General features: G+C 69.8%; 6 protein-coding genes. 4 read left to right on the forward strand and 2 right to left on the reverse strand.

What is annotated here, in order from left to right:
- A partial coding sequence (locus MLGJGCBP_RS41675) for an amino acid adenylation domain-containing protein (protein WP_160103359.1) occupies positions 1 to 12,185 on the forward strand: 12,185 nt, incomplete at its 5' end.
- 6 nt (positions 12,186 to 12,191) lie between these two features.
- Here MLGJGCBP_RS41675 and MLGJGCBP_RS41680 read toward each other — a convergent pair.
- Positions 12,192 to 12,887, reverse strand: a complete 696-nt coding sequence (locus MLGJGCBP_RS41680; RefSeq protein ID WP_160103361.1) for a 3'-5' exonuclease — start codon at positions 12,885 to 12,887, stop codon at positions 12,192 to 12,194.
- Between the two features lie 303 nt (positions 12,888 to 13,190).
- Here MLGJGCBP_RS41680 and MLGJGCBP_RS41685 point away from each other — a divergent pair, with 303 nt between their 5' ends.
- Positions 13,191 to 14,321, forward strand: a complete 1,131-nt coding sequence (locus MLGJGCBP_RS41685) for a magnesium and cobalt transport protein CorA (RefSeq protein ID WP_087556824.1) — start codon at positions 13,191 to 13,193, stop codon at positions 14,319 to 14,321.
- Positions 14,322 to 14,367: 46 nt separating this feature from the next.
- Here MLGJGCBP_RS41685 and lppU read toward each other — a convergent pair whose 3' ends face one another.
- Positions 14,368 to 14,964 (reverse strand): LppU family putative lipoprotein, encoded by a 597-nt coding sequence (lppU, locus tag MLGJGCBP_RS41690; protein WP_087556823.1) that lies wholly within the window; start codon positions 14,962 to 14,964, stop codon positions 14,368 to 14,370.
- 147 nt (positions 14,965 to 15,111) lie between these two features.
- On the opposite strand from lppU, the gene MLGJGCBP_RS41695 reads away from it, so the two are divergent.
- Positions 15,112 to 16,155, forward strand: coding sequence for an ATP-dependent DNA ligase (locus tag MLGJGCBP_RS41695; protein WP_160103363.1), 1,044 nt, complete (start codon positions 15,112 to 15,114; stop codon positions 16,153 to 16,155).
- Positions 16,156 to 17,193 carry a DNA polymerase domain-containing protein gene (locus tag MLGJGCBP_RS41700; protein WP_160103365.1) on the forward strand — a complete coding sequence of 346 codons (1,038 nt, stop codon included), beginning with the start codon at positions 16,156 to 16,158 and terminating at the stop codon, positions 17,191 to 17,193. It abuts the gene before it with no gap.
- Positions 17,194 to 17,205: the final 12 nt, after the last annotated feature.

The following is a 17,205-nucleotide window of genomic DNA, read 5'->3' on the forward strand; positions in this document are numbered from 1 at the left end:
CGGCGGCCGGGATGGTGGTGGACGAGCGGGCGGTGCGGGAGTCGGCGGCGGTGGTGTTGCCGGGGTTCATGGTGCCGGCGGTGGTGGTGGTGTTGCCGGAGTTGCCGGTGACGGTGAACGGCAAACTCGATCGGAAGGCGTTGCCGAAACCCGACTTCGGCACGACCACCCGCGGATACCGCGCGCCGACGACACCCGCGGAAGAAGCGGTCGCGTCCGCCTTCGCCGCCGTCCTCGGCATCGACCGCGTCGGCGCCGACGACAGCTTCCTCGACCTTGGCGGCAATTCGCTCAGCGCCACCCGGGCAGTGGGACGCATCAACAGCGCGCTGGACACGAATCTCGGTGTCGCCGCGCTGTTCGGCGCACCCGTGGTGGCCGATCTGGCCGTCCGGATCGACTCGGAGATGATGACGAGTTCCGTCTCTCCGGCGCTCACCGCGAGGCCGCGGCCCGAGCGGATTCCGCTGTCGCTCGCGCAGCAGCGGATGTGGTTCGTCAACCAGTTCGACACCTCCTCACCTGCCTACAACATTCCGGTCGCGCTGCAACTGGACGGGGCGCTCGATCTGGATGCACTGCGGGCGGCGCTCGGCGACGTCCTGGAGCGACACGAATCGCTGCGCACCGTGTTCCCCGGTTCCGCGGACGGTCCCCGGCAGATGATCGCCGATTCCGCGCTCGTCACTCCCGACCTCGAACCGGTCCCGGTTGCCGAAAGTGCGCTCCGGGATTCGCTCGCCGCGTTCTTCGGCGTCGGATTCGATGTCACCGAGGACCTTCCGCTTCGCGTCCGGCTGTTGCGGCTCGCCCCCGAGCGGCACGTCCTCGCCCTCGTCGTGCACCACATCGCGGCCGACGGCTTCTCGATGGCGCCCCTGGCGCGGGACGTGATGCTCGCCTACACGGCGCGCGTGCAGCAGCAGGCACCCGGCTGGGCGCCGCTGCCGGTGCAGTACGCCGACTACAGCCTGTGGCAGCGCGAGGCCCTGGGCACGGACAGGCAGCCCGATTCGATGATGTCCGGCCTGCTCGACTACTGGACCCGGACGTTGTCCGGCATCCCGGAAGTGCTGCCGCTACCCCTGGACCGGCCACGGCCCGCGCAGCGGTCCCTCCTCGGGGATGTCGTCCCGTTCGACATCCCACCGGACGTCCACAAGACCCTGGCCGACCTTGCACACCAGAGCAATTCGACGCTGTTCATGGCGGTGCACGCGGCCTTGGCCGTGCTGCTGACGAGGGTCTCGGGATCGGAAGACGTGGTGGTCGGGACCCCGATCGCGGGCCGCGGCCATGCCGCACTCGACGATGTCGTGGGAATGTTCGTCAACACACTGGTACTCCGCACCCCGGTCCCCGCGGGATCGTCGTTCACCGAGTTGCTCACCGGCGTGCGGTCGGTGGACCTCGGTGCGTTCGAGCACGCAGACCTGCCGTTCGAGCGACTGGTCGACGAACTCGCACCCGAGCGGTCCACCGCGCACTCACCGCTGTTCCAGGTGCTGCTCGAATTCCAGAACGCCACCCGCACCCACCTGGAACTGCCCGGACTGACCGCCCGGTCCCTCGACGTCGATCTGGACGTCGCCAAATTCGATCTGCAGCTGAGCCTGGTGGAGCGGGTCGACGAGCAGGGCGTACCGGCCGGGATCAGCGCCGGTGTCCGCTACGCGACGGACGTCTTCGATCGTGCGTCGGTGCAGAGGTTCGCGGAGCGCCTCGCGCGGGTGATCGGGGCCGTGACCACCGACCCGGCCGCACCCGTCGGCGACGTCGACATCCTGGACGCGCCCGAACGCGAACTCGTGCTCACCTCCGGGCATCGGCCGGGAACCGACGTTGCACCGTTGTCGCTGGTCGATCTGTTCGACCGGGCGGTGGTGTCCGACGGCGAGGCTGTAGCCGTGCGCTGCGAGGGCTCGTCGGTGATGTACCGGGAACTCGACGAGCGGGCCAACCGGCTCGCCCGACTGCTGGTGACGCGGGGGGCGGGCGCGGAAACACTGGTGGCGGTGGGGATGACGCGGTCGGTCGACCTCGTCGTGGCGCTGGTGGCGGTGGTGAAGGCGGGCGCCGGGTACCTCCCGGTGGATGTGGCCTCTCCCGCCGAGCGGCTGGCCTTCCTGCTCGGCGACGCCCGGCCGGGGTGTGTGCTCACCACCGCGGCGGACGCCGAGATCTTCCGAAGTTCCGGGGTGCCGGTGGTCGTGGTGGACGACCCCGCGACCGTGACTGCACTACAGTCGCTGTCGCCGCTTCCGGTGACCGACGACGACCGCCGCACTCCGCTGCACCTGGACTCGGTGGCCTACGTGATTTACACCTCCGGTTCCACCGGGCAGCCGAAGGGCGTGCAGGTCTCGCACCGCAACGTCGTCACCCTGATGGCGAACACGCAGACGCTGTTCGGATTCGGACCGGCCGACGTCTGGACCATGTTCCATTCCGCCGCATTCGACTTCTCGGTCTGGGAGATGTGGGGAGCGCTCGCCCACGGTGGCCGTCTGGTTCTCGTGGACTACTTCACGGCGCGCTCGCCCGAGAAGTTCCTCGACCTCCTGCGCGACGAACGCGTCACGGTCGTGAACCAAACCCCCACCGCCTTCTACCAATTGGCGGAGGCCGATCGCCTCGCCGGCGGCCCCGCGCTGTCGCTGCGGTACGTGATCTTCGGCGGGGAGGCTCTCGACTTCGGGCAACTGCGGCGCTGGTATGCCCGGCGGGGCGACACCGCGCCGGTCCTGGCGAACATGTACGGCATCACGGAAACGACCGTGCACGTCACCCACCTGCCGGTCGACCGGGACCTCGTGGAGGAGGTGTCCGGATCGGTGATCGGCCGGGGTCTGCCGGGACTGCACGTGTACGTGCTCGACGGACGGCTCCACCCGGTGCCGCCGGGAGTGGTGGGGGAGATGTACGTCTCCGGGGCGCAGGTCTCGCGCGGCTACCTCGGCAGGCCCGCCCTCACGTCCGGCCGATTCGTTCCCGACCCGTTCGTGCCCGGGGCCCGGATGTACCGGTCCGGCGATCTGGGCAGGTGGAACGCGCACGGACAACTCGAGTACCTCGGCCGCAACGACCTCCAGGTGCAGGTGAAGGGCTACCGGATCGAACTCGGGGAGGTGGAGTCGGCCCTGCTCGCGAGCGAGGGGGTGGCGCAGGCGGCGGTGACGGCGCGCGGCGACCGGTTGGTGGGGTACGTGGTGCCGGAGGCCGGCGTCGCGATCGATCCGGCCGTGATCGCCGACGCGGCCGCGGAGCGATTGGCGTCGCACATGGTGCCGGCCGCGGTGGTGGTGCTCGACGCAGTGCCGCTGACGGTGAACGGCAAACTCGATCGGAAAGCGCTGCCCGAACCGGACTTCGGGCAGCGGGTGACCGCGGGCCGCGGACCGGTCACCGAGACCGAACGCCTCCTCGCCGACCTGTTCGCGGAGGTCCTGGGTCTGGACTCGGTGGGTGTCGACGACTCCTTCTTCGCGCTCGGCGGCGATTCGATCATGTCGATCCAGCTGGTCACCCGCGCGAAGGCCGCCGGGGTACTGATCTCGCCGCGGGACGTGTTCGAGCGCAAGACCGTTGCCGGGCTGGCCGCGACAGCCGGGACGGACGACGAGGCGGTGGTTCTCGACGAACTGCCCGGCGGCGGGATCGGCGAGATCGTGCTGACGCCGATCGTGCGGTGGATGCTCGCCAGGGGTGGAGATTTCCGCCGCTACGCGCAGTCCGCGCTGTTCACCCTCCCGGCGACGATGACCGAAGACACCCTGACGCGCGCCCTGCAGGCCGTGCTGGACCGGCACGATGTCTTGCGGGCGCGGTTGTACCGCACGTCCAGCGCCCAACCGGGCTGGTCGATGGAGGTGCAGGCCGAAGGGTCGGTGCGGGCGGCGACCGTGCTGCGCGGGGGCCGGGCGGACGCCGTCGGCGCCGAATTCGACGACGCTCTCGATCGACTCGACCCGGAGTCGGGCGTGCTGATGCAGGCGGTCTGGTTCGACGGGGGCGAACGCCCGGGTCGAGTGCTGATCGTCGTGCATCACTTGGCGATGGACGGGGTGTCCTGGCGGATCCTGATCCCCGACCTCGCCGCGGCGTGCGCGCAACTGCAGTCCGGCAGCGCACCGGTCCTGGAGCGGCCGGGGACGTCGATGCGCCGGTGGGCGCACGGCCTCGCCGACGCCGCGCGTGAGCCCCGGCGCGCCGCCGAACTCGACCTGTGGCGCGCGACGCTGGACGCACCCGACCCGTTGCTGGGGTCACGCCCGTTGACCGCGTCGGACACTGCCGCCACCGCCGCGGACATCACGGTACGCGTGCCCGCCGCGCTGACCGAGACGTTGCTGACGACCGTGCCGCGGGCGTTCCACGGCAGCGTGGCCGATGCCCTGCTGACGGCACTGACGATGGCGCTGACGCGATGGCGGCGACACCGCGGCGTCGACCTTCCCGGCGCGCTGGTGGGGCTCGAAGGCCACGGCCGGGAAGAGCAGGTGGTGCCCGGCGCCGATCTCGCACGCACCATCGGCTGGTTCACCACGATCTTCCCCGTGCGACTCGATCTGAGCGGGGTCGACTTCGACGACGCGTTCGCCGCAGGTCCGTCAGCGGGGGCCGCACTCAAGTCCGTGAAGGAGCAACTCCTCGCCGTTCCCGACCACGGCATCGGCTTCGGGCTTCTCCGGTACCTGAATGACGAAACAGCGCAGGATCTTTCGTCGCTGACGATGCCTCAGGTCAGCTTCAACTACCTCGGCAGAATGGGCGGGACCGCCACGGGCGCCGCGGAGAGGTGGGTGCCGGTCGACGAGCCCGGACTGCGTGAGAACCCGGCCGTCCCGGTCGCGGCCGTCGTCGACATCAATGCCATGACCGTCGACTCGGACGACGGCCCCCAGCTGACTTCCACGTGGACCTACCCACCGGAGGTCCTCACCTGCGCGGAGGTCGAGGAACTCACACAGCTGTGGCTGCAGGCCCTCGCCGCCCTCGGCACCCACGCGGAGTCGGGCGGCACCGGGTTCACGCCGTCGGACCTCGATCTCGTCGCACTGCGACAGGACGGGATCGAGGCGCTCGAAAGCCGTTGCCCCGACCTGACGGACGTATGGCCGCTGTCGCCGCTGCAGGCCGGCATGCTCTTCCACGCCGAACTCGCCGACGACTCCCTCGACGCCTACCTGGTGCAGGTGAGCCTCGAACTCGACGGCGCCGTGGATCCGCGTCGACTGCGCCGCGCGGCCGATGCGCTGCTGGCCCGGCACGACAACCTGCGCGCCGGCTTCCTCCGGGACGCCGAGGGCAACGCTGTTCAGGTGGTCCGGGCACGCGTGGAGGCACCGTGGCGCGAGGTCGACCTGACGGCTCTGGGCGAGGAGGCCGCGGCGTCCGAGGTCACGCGACTGCTGGCCGAGGACCGGGTCCGGCCGTTCGACATGACGCGCGCCCCGCTGATCCGGTTCATACTGATCGCGACCGGGCCGAACCGACACCGACTGGTGTCGACGAACCATCACATCCTGCTCGATGGCTGGTCGATGCCGTTACTGGTCCGGGAGTTGCTGACGCTGTACGCGACCGACGGGGACGCGTCGCCGCTGCCCCGCGTCCGCGCATACCGCGACTACCTGGCGTGGATGACCCGCCGCGATCAGGACACCTCCCGGGAGGTGTGGACCCGGGCGCTCGCCGGGGTGGAGGGGCCGACGTTGCTGGCCGGCGGAGCGACGGGGAATGTGGCCGACCGGGGTCACCGGTTGTCCACGATGTCCGACGAGTTCGTGTTCGACCTCGACGAGGAGCGCACCGCCCGGTTGCGGGATGTCGCGCGTTCGCGGGGGCTGACCGTGAACACTCTCCTCCAGGTGTCGTGGGGGATCGTGCTGGGTGCGTTGACCGCCCGCGACGACGTGCTGTTCGGTGCCACCGTGTCGGGGCGCCCTCCCGAGTTGGCGGGCATCGAGACGATGGTCGGCCTGTTCATCAACACCCTCCCCGTGCGGATCAGGCTGCGTCCCGGCGACACCGTCGGCGCATTGCTGGAGCGGGTGCAGGCCGAGCAGGCGGCGTTGCTGGATCACCATTACCTGGGCCTGTCCGAGATTCAGGGCGCGGCGGGGCCGGAGGTCGGGTTCGACACGTTGACCGTGTTCGAGTCGTACCCCGTCGACCGCGCCGGGCTCACCACCGACACCGACATCGCCGGCATGCGCGTCACCGGGGTGGACGCGCGGGACGCCGCCCACTACCCACTCAGCCTGGTGGCGTCGGTCGACGCGCGGCTGCACCTGAAGTTCGAGTACCTCCCGGACGTCTTCGACGCGGACACCGTCGCCGACGTCGCGGGTCGGGTGCTCCGGGTGCTCGACGCCTGCACCCGTCCGGACCGGCCGCTGGCCGCACTGTCGCTGCTGACGGACCGGGAGCGCGCCGAACTGGTGCCGGTCCTCGGCAGTCCGGGCGGATCGACCCGCACACTGCCGCAGATTTTCGAGGAGGGCGCCGCGCTCGACGCGCACGCGGTCGCCCTGTCCTTCGAGGACGTCGACGTCACCTACGGCGAGCTGGACGAGCAGTCGAATCGTCTGGCCCGCGCCCTCATCGCGCGCGGGGCGGGCCCGGAGACGTTCGTGGCCATCGGGATTCCGCGGTCCCTCGACTCGGTGCTGTCGGTGTGGGCGGTCGCGAAGACCGGTGCAGCGTTCGTGCCGATCGACCCGAACTACCCCGACGAGCGCATCACCCACATGCTCGTCGATTCCGGAGTCACGCTCGGCCTGACCACGACCGGGTACCGGGACCGGCTCCCGGGGGACGCGCGCTGGCTGCTGCTCGACGAACCCGGCTTCGCGGTCGAGTGCGCCGAGCGTCCGGGGACACCGGTGACCGACGCCGACCGGAGCGGACCGGTCACGCTGGACACCGCCGCGTACGCCGTCTACACGTCGGGGTCCACGGGCCTGCCGAAGGGTGTGGTGGTCACCCACCGCGGTCTCGACAACTTCGCCCTCGACCAACTCGAACGTTTCGGGGCGACACCGCAATCCCGGACGCTGCACTTCTCCACCCCGAGCTTCGACGGGTCGCTGTTCGAGTATCTCCAGGCGTTCGGCGCCGGCGCGACAATGGTGATCGCGCCGCCCACCGTGTTCGGCGGCGACGAACTCGCGCGGCTGCTGGCCGACCGGAACGTCACCCACGCGTTCATCACCACCGCCGCGCTGGCGTCGCTCGATCCTGCGGGGCTGGCCCACCTCACTGACCTGGTGTTCGGGGGCGAGGCGTGCCCACCTGAACTCGTCGCCCGCTGGGCGCCCGGCCGCCGCCTGTACAACGCGTACGGACCGACCGAGACCACGATCATGTCCAACATCGGCGCACCGATGGTCCCGCGGGAGCGGATCACCATCGGCGGTCCGATCCGCGGCGTGACGGAACTGGTGCTCGACACCCGGCTGCAACCGGTCCCCGTCGGTGTTGCCGGCGAGTTGTATCTCGCCGGGGCGGGTCTGGCCCGCGGCTACCACCGCCGCCAGGCACTGACAGCCGAACGGTTCGTCGCCGACCCGTTCCGGCCCGGCGAGCGGATGTACCGCACCGGCGACATCGTGCGCTGGACGCCGGACCACAGCATCGAGTACGTGGGCCGCACCGACTTCCAGGTCAAGGTGCGCGGCTTCCGCATCGAACTCGGCGAGATCGACGCCACGCTCATGTCGGAGCCGAACGTCGGATTCGCGGCCACTCTCGCGCACCGCGGTCCCGCAGGCGACACCCTGCTGGTGTCCTACGTCGTACCGTCTTCGGGCTCCTCCCTCGACACCGCAGAACTCACGCGGCACCTGGCGGACCGTCTGCCGCCGCACATGGTGCCGACCTCGATCACGGTGCTGGAACGCATTCCGCTGACGGCCGTCGGCAAGCTGGACCGCGCGGCGCTGCCGGAGCCCGACCTGCTGTCCGGGGCGGGGCACTACCGGAGTCCGGCCGGTCCGATCGAGGAGACGGTGGCCGGTGTCTTCGCGGACGTACTCGCTCTCGGCCGGGTCGGCGCCGACGCCGACTTCTTCGACCTCGGCGGCAACTCCCTGAGCGCCACCCGGGTCACGGCGCGGCTGCGCGCGTTGCTCGGCACCGACTGCGGGGTGCGGGACCTGTTCGAGGCGCCCACCGTCGCGGCGCTGGCGGCGCGGATCGAGCAGTCCGGGGCGGGACCGTCCGGCCGTCCGGTGCTCGCGGCCCGCACCCGGCCCGACGACATTCCGCTGTCGTTCGCGCAGCAGCGGATGTGGTTCGTCAACCAGCTCGACACCACCTCGGCCGCCTACAACATCCCGATCGTGGTGACACTGAGTGGGGATCTCGATGTGGGAGCGCTGAACTCGGCCCTCACCGACGTCCTCGTCCGGCACGAGTCGCTGCGCACGATGTTCCCGGTCCGCGGGGACTGGCCGGTTCAGCAGATCCTGCCCGCCGCAGGCGCGGTGCCCGCGCTGGTCCCCGTCCCCGTCGCGGAAGAGCACCTGCGGGACGAGGTGTCCCGGCTCGTCTCCGCGGGTTTCGATGTCACCGTGGAGCTTCCGCTGCGGGCCGGACTGTATTCGCTGAGCGCCACCGAGCACGTCCTCGCCGTGGTGGTGCACCACATCTCGGCGGACGGGTTCTCGATGGGCCCGCTGGTGCGCGACGTGATGGCGGCGTACGGCGCCCGCGCGTCCGGCGGAGCGCCCGACTGGGCACCGCTTCCGGTGCAGTACGCCGATTACGCCCTGTGGCAGCGGGAACTGCTCGGTTCGGAGGACGACCCCGAGTCGCTGCTGTCGCGGCAGCTCGACTACTGGACGACCGCGCTGGCGGGCACCCCCGACCTGCTGGAACTGCCCACCGACCGGGATCGTCCGTCCCAGCAGTCGTTCCGCGGTGCGCGCATCCATTTCTCCGTCGACGCCGACCTGCATCGACGGATCCGGGAGCTGTCGCGACGTCTGGGCTCCACGGAGTTCATGACCGTGCACGCGGCCCTGGCGGTGTTGCTCAGTCGGCTCGGCGGCACCGCAGACGTCGCCGTCGGCACCCCGATCGCCGGCCGGGGCGATCCCGCACTCGACGGACTCATCGGCATGTTCGTGGGCACGCTCGCGCTCCGCACCCGGGTGGATGCGGCCGCGTCGTTCACCGCCCTGGCCGCGCACTGCCGGGACGTCGACCTCGGGGCGTTCGCCCATGCCGACGTTCCGTTCGAGCGGGTGGTGGACGCGGTCGGGCCGACCCGCTCGACGGCGTATGCCCCGCTCGTCCAGGTCTCGCTGGAATTCCAGAACAACGAGCGGCCCGTCCTGACGCTGCCGGGGCTGGACGTCCGCGGCATCGACTCCGGGCTCGCCGTGGTCAAGGTGGATCTCGAATTCCTGCTGGCGGAGGAGTTCGACGCGGACGGTGGACCGGCGGGGATGAGCGGCGCCGTCGATTTCGCCACCGACCTCTTCGACGCCGGCACCGTCCGCGGGTTCGCCGACCGGTTCGTGCGGATCCTCGACGCCGTCACGGCGAACCCCGACCGGCCGGTCGGCGACCTCCCGCTGCTCGACGAGGCGGAGCTGAAGGCGATGGCGCCGGCCCGCGGCGAGCCGGACGTGCGAGCGCAGTTGTGGCCCGACCTGCTGACCGCTGCCGCCGCATTCGACCCCGACTCGGTGGCCCTGTCCTACGAGGATCGGCAGGTCAGCTACCGCGAACTCGACGAGTGGTCCAACCGGTGGGCGCGGATCCTGCGCGGCCGTGAGGTGGGACCGGAGACGTTCGTGGCCGTCGGAATGCCCCGATCGATCGAATCGGTGGTCGCGATCTGGTCGATCACCAAGGCCGGTGCGGCGTTCGTGCCCGTCGACCCCACCTATCCGCGCGAGCGCATCGACTACATGCTCACCGACTGCCGGGCCGCACTCGGCCTCACCGTGAGAAGTCGCCGCGGCGACCTGCCGGACACCGTCCCGTGGCTGATGCTCGACGACGAGGAGGTCGCCGCGCAGGTGGCAGCGGTATCGCCCGCGCCGGTCACCGACGAGGACCGGACGAGTCCGTTGCACCTCGCCCATCCGGCCTATCTCATCTACACGTCCGGGTCGACCGGAAGACCGAAGGGCGTCACCGTCACCCACCGGGGGATGGCCGATTTCACCGCGGAGACGCACGAACGGTTCCAGGTCACCCACGAGTCCCGGGTGTCGCAACTGGCGTCCCCGAGTTTCGACGCCTCCGTGTTCGAACTGATGATGGCGTTCAGCGCGTCGGCACAGGTCGTGATCGTGCCGCCCGCCGTCCTCGGGGGCAGCGAGTTGGCGGACCTGTTCCGCCGCGAGCAGGTGACTCACGCGACCATCACCCCGACCGCACTCGCGGCGCTCGACAACGACGGACTCGATTCGCTCCGCGTCCTCGACCTGGTGGGCGAGGCGTGCCCGCCGGAGGTCGTCGCGCGGTGGGCGCCGGGCCGGAGCCTGCACAGTGGGTACGGACCCACCGAGACCACCATCCAGGCGAGTGTCAGCGCCCCGATGCGCCCCGGCGACGGTGTGAACATCGGTTCGCCCGCATTGGGATTCGCGTTCCTCGCCCTCGACGAGCGGCTGCAGCCCGTGCCTGCCGGGGTGCCCGGCGAGTTGTACATCGCCGGGCCGGGTATGGCGCGCGGGTACCACAACCGGCCTGCGCTCACCTCGGAACGATTCGTGGCCTGCAACTTCGGGGAGCCCGGCTGCCGGATGTACCGGACCGGCGACGTGGTGCGCTGGAGAAGCGACTACACCCTGGAGTATCTGGGCCGCAGCGACTTCCAGGTCAAGGTCCGTGGCTTCCGCATCGAACTCGGGGAGATCGACGCCGTGCTCGGCAGGCACCCCGCCGTGGCCTTCGCCGCCACCGTCGGTCACACCGGCCCGTCCGGCGACACCGTGCTCGCCTCGTATGTGCGGGTTCAGGACGGACAGGACGTCGAGCCCGCCGGGCTGCGCACCTACGCGTCCGAGCGCCTGCCCGCCCACATGGTGCCGTCCGCGGTGGTCGTGCTCGACCGGATACCGATGACCCCGGTGGGCAAACTCGACCGGAAGGCGTTGCCTGCCCCCGAGTTCGGCTCCACCGGTGCCGCGTTCCGGGCCCCGGCCACGGACACCGAACGCATCGTCGTGGACGTCTTCGCGTCGGTTCTCGGGCTGGACCGGGTGGGCACCGCCGACAGCTTCTTCGATCTCGGCGGAAACTCCCTCCTCGCCACCAGGATCGTCAGCAGGCTGCAGGCCGAACTGGATCGGCGGGTTCCGCTGCAGTGGATGTTCCTCGACCCCACCCCGGCGGGGATCGCAGGCCGCCTCGACCTTCCGCACCGGAGCACAGGCCTGGAAGAGGCACTCGCCGTCGTGATTCCGCTGCGAGCGCAGGGCAGCGGCAGGCCACTGTTCTGCGTGCATCCGGGAATCGGGCTGTCCTGGGGGTACGCCGGTCTGGTGCAGTACCTCCCGCCGGACCGGCCCGCGTACGGGCTGCAACTGCCCACGATCAGCGGGGACGGCGACTACCGGACGATCGAGCAGCTGGCGCACCGCTACATCGAGGAGATGCGGGCGATTCAGCCCACCGGTCCTTACGATCTGCTCGGCTGGTCGCTCGGCGGGGTCATCGCGCACGCCATGGCCGTCGAACTGCAGACGGCGGGCGAGGAGGTCGGCACGCTGGCCGTCATGGACAGTTATCCCGTGGGCGGCGAGGAGCCGCCGTCCGGCAGGCTGGACATCCGGGACCTCCTGCGTGGGCTGGGACTGCAGGCCGACCCGGACGCCGAGATGACGTACGAGCACGCGGCGCGGCTGATCGACGAGTCGTTCGGTACCGAGACGGGTGTGCGGGGACGCGACCTCGAACGGATCTCCGCCGGCTACGAGAACTCCCGGTGGCTCGCGCACCACTTCGTGCCCCGGGCCTACGACGGGGACCTGCTCGTCTTCCACGCCACCGGCGACGGGGACGGGACCGCCCGCGCGCACTCGGCCGGCGAATGGCGGCCGCTCGTCACCGGCCGGATCGACGAGCAGCCCGTGGACTGCGGGCACAACGACATGATCGAGCCGCAGTCCCTCGCCGTCATCGGGCCGGTGCTCTCGCGCGCGCTCACCGACCGGCCGTGACCAGGGTCAGGCGATGCGGAACGGGGTGAGGCCGCGAATCGGCCACTCGCCGTTGACGTCCGACGCGTCGCGCCCCTGCCGGACGAGGTAGTCGGCGAAGTCGCGCTGCCGTTCCGCGTGCCAGTCGGCCTGGTGGGTCATGATGTCGAGGGCCCGCAGATTCGGGAACTCCTGGGCCAGCCTCCGGGCGAGGTGTGCGGCGGCGAGCGCGTCGGCCTCCGCCTCGTGGGCGTCCTCCAGTGCGATGCCGTAGTACTCGCACACCGCGCCGAGGGTGCGCCGGCCCTTCCGGTACCGGTCCATCTCGCGGTCGATGACGTACGGGTCGACGACGATGCCGGTGACGAGTTCGGGCAGCCCGAGCCGCAGACCCTCGGTGTGCATGACGGTCAGGTCGTAGGACGCGTTGAACGCGACGACGGCGTGGTCCCGGGTCCACGCGTCGTACAGGGCGTCGCGGATCTCGCCGTACCCGGTGGCGTAGTCCTGCCCGTGAACCCGGGCGTACTCCGTGGAGATTCCGTGCACGTCCGACGCGCCCTGCGGGATGGCAACCTCCGGGTCGAGCAACCAGGTGCGCGACTCGAAGTGGTGAGCGTCGACGACGGCGATGCATGCGGAGACGATACGGGCGTCGCTGGGGTCGGGCCCCGTCGTCTCCAGATCGAACGCGCAGATCGGTCTGTCCGACCAGCTGGTCATGGGGGCCTTTCGGTGGTGATTCGGTGCGCGCCCAGTATCTGCCGCGGGAGGCGCCGGATCCGGGACCGACACGGCGGGGATCCCAGGTTGTCGTGGCCGGTCGCCAGGGGTATCGTGTCCTGCGGTCTGCAGTTCGCCGAGGTCGTGAACTGCGTTTTCGAGAGGGTAAGGAGGTGTGGCATCCGATGAGAAGCCAACCTCCCAGTACCAACTGAAACCGTTCCACCGGTAGGTGCGCGGTTTCACGGTCCGTGTTCCTCAGCGCCGTCCCGCGCTGCCCTTTTCCCTCGAAAGCCCCGTGCCATGCCTCAGTTGCGCCCGATCCGTTCCCTCCTGCCCAGCCGCTCCGCCGGTCTGTCCGATGCGGCCGCCGGTCACGCCGTCACACGCCGCGCCGTCGAACCGACGCCCGCGGAGGAAACGGTCGTCAACAGCGCCGTCTATCGCGACGGCCGGAAGACGGCCACCCCGGCCACGCTGTCGGAGGCGCTCGCGAGCCTGCCGGATGCGGCGTCGATGGCGTGGATCGGGATGTACCGGCCCAACGACGCCCAGCTGTACGCGGCGGCAAAGCAATTCGATCTGCACGAGCTGGCCGTCGAGGACGCGATCGTCGCCCACCAGCGGCCCAAGCTGGAGCGTTACGGCAAGACGCTGTTCGTGGTGCTCCGCGCCGCGCGGTACTGCGACGAGACCGAGCGCGTCGAATTCGGTGAGCTGCACGTCTTCTGCGGTCCGACGTTCGTGCTCACGGTCCGGCACAGCGAATCCCCCGACCTGTCGGCGGTCCGCAGGCGGATGGAGAGCAACCCGGACCTGCTCCGGCTCGGACCCGAGGCCGTGCTCTACGCCATCCTCGATGCCGTCGTCGACGGGTACGCGCCGGTGGTCGCCGGGCTGCAGAACGACATCGACGAGATCGAGACCGAGGTGTTCAGCGGAGCGCCCGGCGTGTCGCGGCGCATCTACGAACTCACCCGCGAGGTCATCGAATTCCAGAGGGCCACAAGGCCGCTGCTCGGAATGCTGCGCGGGTTGTCGCAGGGTTTCGAGAAGTACAACACCGACGAGGAGTTGCAGCGGTACCTGCGTGACGTCACAGACCACGCGACGGTCGTCGTCGAGCGGGCGGACGGGTTCCGTCAGCTGCTCGGGAACATCCTCACCGTCAACGCCACCCTGGTGTCGCAGGAGCAGAACGAGGAGATGCGCAACCTGACCCAGGCCAGTTACGCGCAGAACGAGGAGATCAAGAAGGTCTCGGCGTGGGCGGCGATCCTCTTCGCGCCCACCCTGATCGGAACCGTGTACGGCATGAACTTCGACCACATGCCCGAACTGCACTGGGTCGGCGGGTATCCGTTCGCGCTGTCGCTGATGATGCTCACCTGCGCCGGGCTGTACACGATCTTCAAACGCCGGGGCTGGTTGTGAGCGAGGCCGGCTGCGGGCGAGACCCGCAGCCGGCCTGCGCCCGCCGTCAGAGTTCGTCGACGCAGACGACGAACTTGCGTTCGGAGTATTCGTAGCCGTTGGACGACGTGCTGCACGAGTCCACGGACGTGGCGCCCTGCACGATCTCCGTCACCTTCACCCCGTCGACGGCTTTCGTGTCACCGCACTCGATGCGCGCGGGATCCTCGCCACCGACGTCCATGCAGCCTCCGATAACCCAGTCCACGTCGAGGCAGATCGCGCCCTGCTCGATGCCGCCGAGGGTTTCGTAGTAGTACGAGTCGGCGTCGCTGATGCACTGGCTGTTCTTCGCGGCCTTCGCGATCACCTTGTAGTTCGAATCGGGGCTGCCGCACACCGCCTTGTCGATCTCGGCGTCCGTGACGGTGCCGCCGAGCTTCACGCACTCACCGATCGCGACCTCGAAGTCGACGTCGCCGCCCGCGTCCTCGCCTTCCTGCCCGTCGATCACGGTGGTCGATTCGCTCGTGGAGGTGGCTGCGGAGGCACCCGACTCCGGCACCGCGGTGGGCGTCGTGTCCGAACCGCACCCTGCCACCAGAACTGCCGTCGCCGACAACGCGACGACCGCGGTACACACCCGCCGAACTAACCCTGTCATGTCTGACCCCTCCGTCGGGTGACGTCCCGCCACCCGTGCCTCTGAGATGACCGTGCCACCTCGACCGTGTCCACCGCGATTGCCGTGTCGCGCATTATTTGATTACATCGCTGTCCGATTTGCCAATCGTGGTGACAGTATGGACGGGTGGACCTCCCCGTGATGCCCCCGTTACAACCGATGCTCGCGAAGGCTGCGTCGTCCGTTCCGGCGCAACCGGAGTCCGGACTCGCCTGGTCGTACGAACCGAAATGGGACGGATTCCGCGTCCTGGTCTTCCGCGACGGCGACGAGGTGGTGCTCGGTTCCCGCGGCGGAAAAGACTTGGCCCGGTACTTTCCCGAACTCGTCCGCGCCGTGAAGGACGAACTACCCGAGCGGTGCGTGGTGGACGGCGAACTCGTCGTCCCGCGCAACATCGACGGACGCACCCGCCTCGACTGGGAGTCGTTGTCGGAGCGCATTCATCCCGCGGAGAGCCGGGTGACGATGCTGGCGGAGAAGACCCCGGCCCAGTTCGTCGCGTTCGACCTGCTGGCCCTGGGCGACCGCGACCTGAGTCAGGAGGACTTCGCTGTGCGTCGCGCGCAACTCGTCGACACCATCGGCGGCGGGCCCTCCTGCCACGTCACCGCGGCCACCGAATCCAGTGCGACGGCCACCGAGTGGTTCGAGGCGTTCGAGGGGGCAGGCCTCGACGGGGTGGTGGCGAAGAAGCTGGTGGGGCCGTACCTGCCGAACAAGCGGGAAATGGTGAAGGTGAAGCACGCCCGCACCGCCGACTGCGTCGTCATCGGATACCGGCCGCACAAGAGCCAGCCGGGAATCGGGTCGATGCTGCTCGGACTGTACGACGGCGACCAGATGGCGATGGTCGGTGGGGCGTCGGCGTTCACGGCGGCGCGGCGGATCGAACTGCTCGCCGAACTCGACGAACTGCGGGTCGGCGACGACGTCGTCGCGGACGGGGCGCCGACGCGGTGGCAGTCCGGCAACGACCGTACCTGGGTGCCGCTGCGACCCGAACGCGTCGTCGAGGTGGCGTACGACCAGATGGAGGGTGCCCGGTTCCGGCACGCCGCGCGGTTCCTGCGTTGGCGCCCGGACCGGACACCCGACGAGTGCACGTACCAACAATTGGAGGTCCCGGTGCGATACGACCTTGCCGACGTCCTGGCCGGAGGTTCCTAGATGGCGAGTCCTGCCGAAGAACTCGACGTCGACGGCGTCGCCGTGCGGCTGTCGAGTCCCGACAAGATCTACTACCCGAAACTCGGTGCCGACGGCGGCACGAAACGGCACCTGGTGGAGTACTACCGGACGGTGGCGCTGAACGGTGCCCTGCTGGGCGCCCTGTTCGATCGCCCGACGCACCTGCAACGATTCCCGGACGGGATCGAGGGCGAGGAGATCTACCAGAAGCGGGTGCCCGCGAAGCGCCCCGACCACGTCGAGTCGTGCGAGGTCACGTTCCCGTCCGGCCGCAAGGCCGACGTGCTCCGCGTGCGCAGCGCCGCGAACATCGTGTGGGCGGCGAACCTGGGCAACATCACGTTCCATCCGTGGGCGGTGCGCTGCCCCGACGTCGATCACCCCGACGAACTGCGCATCGACCTGGACCCGCAGCCCGGCACCGGATTCGACGACGCCCGGGCGGTCGCGCTGGACGTGCTCCGGCCGCTGCTGGACGAACTCGGTCTGATCGGCTATCCCAAGACCTCGGGCGGTCGCGGCCTGCACGTGTACCTCCGCATCGAGCCGCGCTGGGATTTCATCGAGGTGCGGCGCGCGGGCATCGCCCTGGCGCGGGAGATCGAGCGGCGCAGCGGCGACCGGGCCACCACGTCCTGGTGGAAGGAGGAACGCGGCGAACGCATCTTCCTCGACTTCAACCAGAACGCCCGGGACAAGACCATCGCGTCCGCCTACTCGGCCCGCAAGACGCCGATCGCGACCGTGTCGACGCCGGTCACCTGGGAGGAACTCGTCGACGTCCACCCCGACGACTTCACCATCGCGACGGTGCCCGCGCTGCTCGAGAAACGCGGCGACCCGATGGCGACCATGGGTGACGTGGCGCAATCCCTCGAAGTGCTGCTGGAGATGGCGGAACGGGACGCCGCGAACGGCCTCGGCGATCTCCCGTATCCGCCCAATTACCCCAAAATGCCCGGGGAACCCAAGCGGGTACAACCGAGTCGGGATAAGGACCGTAACCAGGCAAAATAGCTCCGAACGAGA

It is taken from the genome of Rhodococcus sp. T7 (assembly GCF_009872365.1).
In the GTDB taxonomy this organism is placed as follows: domain Bacteria; phylum Actinomycetota; class Actinomycetes; order Mycobacteriales; family Mycobacteriaceae; genus Rhodococcus_F.

Coding starts and splice junctions, on each gene's coding strand:
- MLGJGCBP_RS41680 (WP_160103361.1), bottom strand. CDS start 12,887: ATGACCAGCTGGTCGGACAGACCGATCTGCGCGTTCGATCTGGAGACG.
- MLGJGCBP_RS41685 (WP_087556824.1), top strand. CDS start 13,191: ATGCCTCAGTTGCGCCCGATCCGTTCCCTCCTGCCCAGCCGCTCCGCC.
- lppU (WP_087556823.1), bottom strand. CDS start 14,964: ATGACAGGGTTAGTTCGGCGGGTGTGTACCGCGGTCGTCGCGTTGTCG.
- MLGJGCBP_RS41700 (WP_160103365.1), top strand. CDS start 16,156: ATGGCGAGTCCTGCCGAAGAACTCGACGTCGACGGCGTCGCCGTGCGG.